Origin of the sequence: Flammeovirga kamogawensis, from assembly GCF_018736065.1 — a bacterium.
GTDB lineage: Bacteria > Bacteroidota > Bacteroidia > Cytophagales > Flammeovirgaceae > Flammeovirga > Flammeovirga kamogawensis.
This window is the reverse complement of sequence record NZ_CP076129.1, coordinates 818,834-829,977: the sequence shown is the minus strand read 5'-3', so window position 1 is coordinate 829,977 and position 11,144 is coordinate 818,834. Positions and strand designations below refer to the sequence as shown.

Here is an 11,144-nt window from a genome sequence, read left to right as displayed (position 1 = left end):
TTTGAGCAAGAAGTAATAGTAAAAATTACTTCTTGCAACATCATATTTATATAAAAATATCATGAAAATTGTAAAAATATTAATACCAATACATTTTATTTTATTTTCATTGTTTAGCTGTGACCCAGCAACAGTTGAAAATACTCCACCTTCTGTACCAACGCATAAGTATACAGAAGACCATACTTGCGAAAGTCTAACGCCTACCTTTAAATGGGAATCTACAGATAAGGATTTAGATGAATTATCATACAGTGTCTTTTTTGGAACCGCTCAAGATGATCTTATTGAAATTGGTCGTGGATTAAGAGAAACAGCTTATGCTTTTACATCCCAAGAAGGTCTTGAAGAAAGAAGTATCTATTATTGGCAAGTAAAAGTAAGCGATGGAGTAAACAGTGAAGTAAGTAGTCCTGTTTGGAAGTTCTCTACTTTCCAAACACCTATTGAATCTGATATTCCAAATATCCCAATATTAAATGATATTGTAAAAGAAGGTGAAATGATTACCTTTTCTTGGTCATCTGCCAGTAACGAAGCGGACAATCAAATTACCTATGAATTCTATATTGAAAAAGCCGATGGAAGCAAGAATATAACCAGAACTGATTTACCCGAAAATTCAATTCAACTTGAGACAAGTACGTTGACTAAAGGAAATTGGGAATGGTATGTAAAAGCTATCAACGCAAATAATAATAGCGTGACGAGTATTAAAAACTTACTAACTATTCACGAATAGTATAAATAATAATGAAATAGGAGCTTTATCAAAAGATAGAGCTTTTATTTCATTTCTAATTACTTGATACTATATAGGTCTTTCCATAAACTTAACATTACTAACTATCCTAAAAGTATATGGAATGAAAGTACTAGGTACATCCTAAAAGTAGTACAAAATTGAAGTGTTAGCACTTGCTATTCTCTAAAAACATGCTCTAATAATAACACTGAAAGTTGTTTTAAAAGCACGCTTTATTTTAAGCGATAGCTTTTTTTTACGCAAACACATAAAAGCAAATAAAAATGAATTACATTAATGAATTGTGTCATGATTTTCTATATAATAGATTATTATGGCTTTCATGGATTTTAATATTTATTCATGTAGATACGAAAGCTCAACAATTAAATAAAATAGATGAAGATAATCTATCTATTGGCTTGAGAGGATATTTTAGTTTTGATAATACCAATTGTAATTATGGTATTGGTGAAAACTTAGTTGGCACCTTAAAGGGAAGTGCTGTAATTACTCCTGATGCTAAATATTCTCAAGGTGCATTAAAAGTAGAAAATACTACGGGTTCATATATCTCATTTGATGATAATAATAGCTTACCTTTTCTATTAAATGATGCGTTAGAATTAACAATTGCTTTGTGGGTTAAACCACAAAAAGCAGAAGGTACTAATCAAAATATTATACGTGTAGAAGGAGGAGGATTAACATATCAACTAGAAATTGCGAACGATAATAATTTTAATTCTTTTATCTCTACAGTTAACCCAAATCAATCCAATGATTTCGGGAATGCCTTTGCAAGGTCGAGAGGGCATACTTTATCAAGCGAAAACCTAAATGAGTGGTATCATGTTGCTTTTACATACGATGGAACATCTACCAAAATCTATATTAACGGAGAACTCAATCATACAGAAAATGTAAATACATTAGGATATGTTGTAGTTCCTTGGACGCACCGTTTATTGTATTTAGGTGGCTTAAATGATGCAAGTAGACAATTTACAGGAACTTTAGATGAGTTATATATCTACGATCGTGCTTTGACTTTAGAGGAAATTGTTACCATTAAAAACTTAGACCAACCATTACAAGAAGAAACTATACCTACTGATTTTAACCGAAATATTGATCAATATGGTTTGGCGGATAGCTTAAGAGGTTATTTTAGTTTTAACGAAAATATATGTGATTACGGCTTAGGTGAAAATCTAAAAGCAACTCTATTTGGAAATGCACAATTAGTTACTGATGCCAAATTTTCTACAAATGCCATTTCTTTTTCTGAAAATAGCTATGCGGTTTTCGAAGAAGATAATAGCGTACCATTTATTTTAAACAATGAGAAAGAAATGTCTGTTGCTTTTTGGGTGAAGCCTGAAAAAGCAGATAATACAAATCAGCATATTCTAAAAGTAGAAAAAGGTGGAATTACCTATAGGGTTGAAATTGCTTCTGATAATAATTTTAATTCCTATCTATCAACAGTGAACCCAAATCAACCCAACGATTTTAGTAATGCCTATGCAAGGGCAACAGGGTATAATTTAGGGAATCAAAGTTTAAATGAGTGGTATCATATAGCACTTACGTTTGATGGAGATAGTACCCGAATTTTTATAAACGGAGAAATAAACAAAACGGTAAACATTACAAAAAAAGATTATGTAATAGTTAATTGGGATCATAGACTTCTTTACTTAGGAGGGCAGGAAGATGGAGAAAATCAATTTGAGGGGTTACTTGATGAATTGTATATTTATAACCGTACGCTAAAAAAGGAAGAGGTGAATTTACTAATGGATTTTGCGGCTCCTTTAGATAGGTTTTATGAAACGTATACTGTTTCCTTCAATTTTAATTATGACAATAAAATAAATACATATTCTGCTTCTATCGACAATAACTATAATATAAACATACCTATTTCTACAAGAATAGGCTACGATTTTTTAGGGTGGAATACAGAAGAAGATGGAAGTGGATCTTATTTAACAAATGACGTCTTAGATGTACAAGATGATATCACATATTATGCTCAATGGTCTATTATTAACTATGATATTACTTACGAAAATAATACTGAAATTAATTTTGATAACCTTCCTACTTCTTTTACCATTTTAGATTTACCGTTATTAATTACACCTCCAAATCAGGAGGCAAAAAGGTTTAAATACTGGTATATAGATGAAGAATTAACACAGCGATTAGCGAACAATAGCATAGAATCATTAGAAGATAAAACTCTTTTTACGTCATGGATTGCTATCAAAGAAGGAGTTCCTACTTATACAGATTATTGTGAAATGCTTTCAAGGGATATTAATAAGGAACACTATGGTTTTATAGCGGGCAATAAAATGTATTATGTGGCTGGTGCAGGTCAGGCAGAATATGAAAATATTACAGAATTAGAAACGATTGGTTTTACACATCCAATGTTCAGAGACGGTAGAGCAAGAGGGCAAGGAATTGTAGCTGCTTCTGGTGGAGTTGGTCATGATCAATGGGGGTGGGAATTTTGGAGACATACAAAAGTAGCCTATGGTACAATAATTATTGATGGGCAAAGGTATGAACATCCTACACCTGTTCTTTTAGATTGGAGACCAGATAAAATGGTGGCTAAATATGAAGTGGCTGGGGTGAAGATTAAGGAAGAGAAATTCATTTCAGATAACGATGTGTTATCAACTATTATTTCTGCAGATCAGTCTATAAAAATTGAATTTGAGGGAGAAAGTTTCTATGATACAAGAGATATTCCTACATCTGATGGGGATCCTGCAGGTGTAGTAAGATCACAAAATTGTACATCAACAGTAACTTATAATGAAGAAACTAACACAGTAGTGTTGCTTGAAAATGGACAATCGATGACGAAACCAAATTGGGGCGATCCTGCTATTGTGGGGGATATGATGTATTCAGGTCTTCATTTTGTGTTTTCATCTACACAAACCATCTACGATTTTGACTCTTATACTTTAGAAGCTGGAAATATTGGCTATAAGTTTAGTATAGATGTGCCGGCGTACGAAAAAGTGCCCTTATCGTTAGGAGTTGATGATGATGAATTGAATGCAATTAATCGTATCAGTGCAGATATGCAAAATATTGAATTAGCGCGTGATGAGAAAACAGAATTTATGAACCAATTATTAAATGAAGAAATACCTTATTTTAGATGTTCAGATAATAATGTAGTGAATTCTTATTATTTCTTGTGGTCATTGTATTTTATGTACTTCACAGATATTGATAACGGGTGGGAACAATATCCACATACACAAACTGCTGTAAATAATTTTATGGGGTTACATCTATGGGATTCTTGGGCTTTTTGTGCGGCAGGCTCATATGTAGCAGATAAATGGAAATGGGGAAATGGAAATGCCTTATCATGGAAGTTTATGGTTCCTTATAAGAATGAAAACCATTACTTACCAGATAATTTTGGTACTACATGGTATTCTCCAGAAACACGTATGGATTTTGATGGGGCTGTAGGGCAAATATGGAAACAATTTGATCATTCAGGAGACTTAGTATTTTTAAATGAGGCATATTATGAATTACTTCGTCCACTTTATATTGACAACAATAGTAAGGCTGTTGGTGTGAATGAAGCCCAAGAATTAGGTTGGATGGCAAAAGAACTTAACAACCAAGCTGATGTGGACTATTGGCAGGGCATTGAAGAAACACAAAGAGATCACTATGTTAATCATAGTTGGCCTTGGTTATTAAGACAATATGAAAATGATTCTTGGAAAAATATTTGGCATGTAGCTGAGCTAAGAAATAATGCATTATCACCTGAAATGACTGATGATTATATTCAAAATTTTGTAGTAAATACGGATAGAGGTTTTGTATCTCCAATGGGTTTAAATACACGTTCTGCTGACTCACCTCCCAATGGTATTTTCAGATCATCAACAATTAGTACTTGGCTTGGAATTGATGGTTTATTTAAACAAGAAGCTGCTCATGCAGGTATAGTAGCCACTTTAAATCATCTTAATGCAATGACAAGAGAATATGGTTATCCTGTTGCTCCAGAAGCATGGGATCATAAAGACGAAGCATGGGGTTCGCGGTATTATAATTGGGATATTGCTATGGTTATGCCTTTGATTGAGTGGATTGGAGGAACAAATTATTCATTTGTAGATAGTTCGTTTACGTATGCTCCTCATTTACCAGACTCTTGGGAATTTGTTGAAATGAGTGTTCCTGTGGTTATAGAAAATGAAACACAATGGGTAGAAACAAAGGTATATAGAACTGAAGAAGGAGAGGAGCATAAATTACACTATAGTGTTCAAAATAACCCTTTTGCAGCTACAAAAATTAAACCTTATGATGAAAATAGGACCATTCTTGGAATAGATTCAGAAGTGAAAGGTGAAGTAAATGAAAGAGGAGATACTACATATACTAAAGCTGCCACCTCTTTAAACGTAAATGTATATTTAGGAAATAAAATAGATTCTCTAGAAACGTTAGTATGGACAAAACCAAGGTCAAGAATATTTTATAATGAGGTGAATATTACGGCAGAAAACTTAATTTTTGGTACTACAATTAGGTATACCACAGATGGAACTATACCTACTGAGTCCTCTCCAATATTTTCTGATTCTTTAAAAATTACAAATACAACAACTTTTACTTTTAAAGCATTTGGGCACGATACCTATTATAAACCTTATACTATTACTTATGAAAACAATGAACTAGAACCGGAAGTAATCACAAATAACCAATTGCTTAATCAGTTAGATTATGAAGTTTATCATTTAGATGAAAATATAAAGTCGTTACCAAATTTTGATACCCTATCAGTAATTAGTAAAGGAGAAATTCAAGCATCCGACTTTGTTTGGGATTTAGACTTTGCAGCAGTAGGACAATTCGAACAAGAACATTTTGGGTTGCATCTTTATGGTTTTATAAAGATACCAGAAGATGAAATTTATGAATTTCAATTGCGTTCAGATGATGGGTCTATTCTTCAAATTGATCATCAAGAAGTTGTTTATTTAAATGGAGTATCTGATAAAGACCCTTGGATTGCAGAAGGTTCAATTGGACTTGAAAAAGGTTTACATTATTTGGATATTTATTATACACAGTACGCTTACAGACAAAAGTTAGAACTTCAATATAGAGTGTTAGGAGAGTTTGACTATAAATCTGTCACCTCAGATATGTTTTATAAATTAGCACCTTCGTGTATTAATTTTGAGACCAATGGTGGAAATGAAATAAATGCTGTTTGTGGTTTACCAGGAGAAACAATTCCTTCCATTGCTATTCCAGTAAAAGAGGGGTATACTTTTGATGGGTGGTATTCAGACGCAACCTACCAAGCACAAGTTCCTTATCAGTTGACAATAGATGATATTAACTTATTTGCTAAGTGGAAGATGAACGTTTACAACAGTACGTATTATTATATAAACAATGAAACGGTATTTGACTCCGGTTCCCTTCAATACACAATTGAAGATTTGCCAATTCTGCTTGAAGAACCAGTAGTTGAAGGTAAAAACTTTGAAAATTGGTATAACGATATTAATCGCCAGAATAGTCTAGAGAGCGCTGCAATAACTTCTTTAAAAGATAGTATTTTGTATGCCAACTTTATCTCAACATTATCTGTTACTTATTTTGTTGAAGAGGAAGAGTATTATCAAATAAACTCTTTTTTAGAAGATAATATAAGAGTAGTTCACCCTGAAGCACCAAGTTTAGAGAATAAAATTTTTGTTGGTTGGTTTCCACGTAGAAATAAAGAAGGTATTAAAATACAGAATGATATAACAATTGATTCAAACTTAAATGTATATGCAGGGTGGTTTGATCTTTTACCTACATCAAATGCTACATTTATATCAGATGACATTGTGATTTATCCAAATCCATTAAATAATGAAAGGCTTCTCTCACTCTTATTAGAGAATTATATTAATCAATTAGTACAAATAGAAATCCTTGATAATAAAGGAAAGCAATTGTATAAAAAGAATGTATTTGTTGATAGAAAGTTAGTTCATATAGATTTGAAAAAATTTCCTACAGGATTTTATTATTTACATATCACAAATAATAATCAGGTAATTTCTAGTCAAAAATTAATAATCAATTAAATTATTTAATTCTTCATAGTAAGCCTTTCCATTGTAAAAAATGGGAGGGCTTTTTTCGTTGTGCTAACACAAATAGCTAATTGTAGTGTAATAAATACGCTAATAGAATTCCTTTTGTTAAAAAATCCGAATTTATGCTATTGTGAAGGTTGTTTTGTGTACAATTTCTTTTGTGTATTCCTGTTACTTACAACTATTCAACTAGAGGAATAGCAATATTTTGTATTGCTGTAACCCTATTTAAAGGCGGGTATAATTACTTATTTACATTAGAAAACTAACAGTTATTCTAAACTATTATGAAATGAATGAACGTGATATACCCCGTCAATTTTAACCATTTAATTACTAAGCGCTATGAAGAAAGCATACTTATTTTTCTGGCTTATGTTTATCTCGTGTACACAACTACTCTATGCAACAGAGTTAGACGAGGTATTGGAAGCAGAATCAGCTACATTATCTGGAAACACAGAAATGGCGACAGGTTCTTTTGCCACAGGAGGATCTTACTTAAAACTATTACAAGCAAGCCCAAGAGGTACATTAGAAATTTCTCTTGATAATGTGCCTACAGATGGTACGTACAAATTAGAAATCTTCTCTTTTAATGGTGGAAACGCTGTAAATGCAGACCTTACCGTAAATGGAGTAACAACTCCAGTTGTTTTAAACCCATCAAACTGGGCATACGAAGGAGCAGCACAAGTAACAATTCTTGATGTTACTTTAGTAGGGGGAATAGAGAATACTATTTCAATTTCATCGCCTACGCACACACTTTCTTTAGACAATATTGTGGTGAGAGAGGTATACAACATTTACTATGTTAGTGCTGATGGTGATGATTCTAATTCTGGTAGTATTGATGCACCCTGGAAAACACTAACGAAAGCTACAGCAGCAGCTAAGCAAGTGAGTAAAGGTGGACTTTTAAACCCTGGAGATAAACTTCTTTTTAGAAGAGGAGATACTTTTGAGGGACAGCTAGTAGTACTTTGTTCGGGAACAGAAAGTAAGCCAATTGAGTTGGGTAGCTACGGTACAGGTGAATTGCCAATTATATCTGGTTCGGGTAACATTGCAAACGGTGATTTTCACGAAGCTATTAAAATTACCAACGCAAGCTATATCACAATGGATGGTTTATGGGTGAAGAATGACCGTAAGAACAAAGGAAACTTAACTTGGGGTACAAACACATCTTATGCTATTAAAGTGATTGCAAACAAATGGGGTGGTGTATCTAAAGGACTTACTTTCCGTAACTTAAAAATAACAGATGTATATGCAATAGATATGTTAGATTTTCAAGGAATATTTACTTTAGATTACTATACTGCAAAAGGTATTTTCTTTGATGCTGATAAAGATGATCAAACAGTATCGCCAGTACTAGAAGTTGGTATTGATGATGTATTAATTGAAAATTGTTATTTCTATAATTTAGGTTCAACCGCTATTAGTGTTCGTCATTTATCAAACATGACCAACAACCCAGTGGATGAAGAAGAAAGAAACTTAAATTATATTATCAGAAACAATCACTTTGAAAAATTAGGTGGCGATGGCGTTATTCTGTCTTCAGTATGTAATGCTATAGTAGAGAAAAACACATTTATCGATCTGGGTCAAGGAGAGAAAAATAACCAAAATGATTTACTTTACGGTAGAGGTGAAGGGTGTTGGATTTGGAACACAAGAAATGTAGTTGTTCAATTTAATGAACAATATTCTGCAAGAGGTTTTGGTGATACTTACGCTTCAGGACACGTAGATTTCTATTGTAACAATTCTATATTTCAATACAATTACAGTGAAGATACAGAAGGTGGTTTTGTAGAAATTTTAGGTGAGTGCGAGAACACAACTTTCCGTTATAATGTTAGTAAAAATGATGGTTTCAGAGACCACCATGGTTATTCTATTTGGGTATCAGGATATGTAGGAACAGATAATACTCCTGTACGTTCTAACAATAACTTTATCTACAATAATACTGTATTACTAAATAAAAACGGTTACAAGCCAGACATTTCTATCTTTGCAGAAAACACGTATATCTACAACAATATTTTTAAAGCCGTAGATGGTGCACAAATAGGAGCAGAAGAAGTAATGATTGATATTGCCAATGGCAGTGAATTAATTGTAGACAATAACCTATTTTATGGTGATATTGCTAATGGTTTTAAGAACCTTGATAACAACAAAATTACAGGTCAAGATCCGCTTTTTGTAGATGAATCTGCAGGTAATATTAATGGTTTCCAATTACAAGAAGGTAGCCCTGCTATAGATAGTGGTAAAGCATTTCCAGAACCATCATTCCCAATGGCTGGTCAAGGAATTTTTGAAAACTTTAGCCTACACACAGCAACTGATATTTACGGTAATGAAGTAGATGTAAATAATTTAATTCCAAACATTGGAGCAGATAACAACTTCAATAGCCAAATTCATAAAGATGCAATAAGAACTACGGGCGTAACTGTAGCGGCTGCGGGTGGTGCAATTGAAGTTGGTGAAACCGTACAATTAACAGCAACAGTAGCACCAAATAATGCTACATATAAAACAGTAACATGGTCGAGTAGTAATACGGCTGTTGCCACTGTAAATAGTAGCACAGGTTTAGTAACTGCAGTAAGTAATGGTAATGCAGCAATTACAGCAACAACAGAAGACGGTGGTTTTACATCGTCTGCAAATGTTACAGTAGGTGCAGAAGTAGAAGTAGACTTAGTCATCAATGGTGGTTTTGAAAATGGCTTAAATAGCGATTGGAATACTTGGAACTCACCACAAGAAACTACAGATGCTTACGAAGGCACAACTGCAATTACGATTACAGAAAAAGGATCTGCCAACCAATGGATTACAGTAGAACAAAACAGCACATATATTTTATCAGCATACATTAAAATTAGCAATACATCTAAGCGTATTGTTTTGGGTGTAAATGATGCAGATAACAAACGTATTGCTGATAAAGATATTTACACAGGAGTATATAAATTGCATGAGGTAGAATTTGAAACAGGAAGTAATACCACTGTAAAAGTATTCTCTTGGCTACCTCCTAGTGATGGGGCTACTGCAACAATTGATAACATGAAAGTAGTGAAAAAATCTACTGTATATGTACCTGTTGCAAGTATAAGTGTATCTGCTCAAAACGGAGGTTTCCAAGCAGGTGAAACAATTAGTTTAGCAGAAACAATTGCACCTTCTAATGCATCTGACAAATCTGTAACATGGAGTAGTGATAATAGCGCAGTGGCTACAGTATCTAATGGTGTTGTGACTGCAGTAAGTGCAGGAACAGCAAATATTACGGTACAATCTGTAGATAGTAATTTAACGGCTTCTACTGTAGTAACAGTTAGTCCATCTAGTATTGCTGCATTTAAAAATGGCGACTTTGAAGATGGTTTAAACCATTGGAATACATGGCAAGATATTGTTACAACAACAGATGGTGCTTATGAAGGAGCCTCTTTACGATTAAACGGAGTAGCATCGTGTAACCAAACAATTACTGTTAAAGCAAACACATCTTATATTTTCTCTGGTTATGCTAAAGTAGATAATCCATCAAGTGCTAGAGTAGTGATGGGTATAAATGATGCAAATAGTGATGGTATTGCTTTCAAGGATATCACAAACCAATTCTATACATACCATGAAGTTCCTTTTGAAACTGGAAATAACGAAACTACTATTACAGTTTATTTCTGGAGACCAAGCGGGTCTAGTGGCTATGCATACCTTGATAATGCAATGTTGATAGAAGTACCAGCATCATCAGCAAGAAAATCTAACACCATTGCTTTAGAAGAAGAATTAACAAGCGTATTGGTTTATCCTAACCCAGCATCTGATTTTGTAACATTCAAAACAACAAAAATGGAAGGGTTAAAATCTATCTCAATCTTAAACATTGTAGGCCAATCTGTAGTAAATACAACTTTTGAAGAGGTATTAAAATTACCGGTAGCTACTTTACAGAAAGGAACATACATTGTTCTTATTTCTGATGAAGAAGGAAATAGAGCAACAAGTAAATTATTGATAAAATAAATTTTTATAACTACTACTAACTTGTGCTCACCTCCCAATATTTATTTGTTGGGGGGTGTTTTTATTTAAAGATAAAATGTTGTTCAAAACTAAAATTATTCTAAGTATTGTTATGATTGTAGAATGAGAATGGGTTTTGATATTGATACTTT

At 33.1% G+C, this 11,144-nt stretch carries 3 protein-coding genes; all 3 read left to right on the top strand.

The window, feature by feature from the left end; genetic code table 11:
- Positions 1–61 precede the first annotated feature (61 nt).
- Positions 62–742, top strand: a complete 681-nt coding sequence (locus KM029_RS21890; protein ID WP_144075942.1) for a hypothetical protein — start codon at positions 62–64, stop codon at positions 740–742.
- 287 nt (positions 743–1,029) lie between these two features.
- Positions 1,030–6,909, top strand: a complete 5,880-nt coding sequence (locus KM029_RS21885) for a LamG-like jellyroll fold domain-containing protein (RefSeq protein ID WP_144075941.1) — start codon at positions 1,030–1,032, stop codon at positions 6,907–6,909.
- Between the two features lie 357 nt (positions 6,910–7,266).
- Positions 7,267–10,992, top strand: a complete 3,726-nt coding sequence (locus KM029_RS21880; RefSeq protein WP_144075940.1) for an Ig-like domain-containing protein — start codon at positions 7,267–7,269, stop codon at positions 10,990–10,992.
- Positions 10,993–11,144 lie beyond the last annotated feature (152 nt).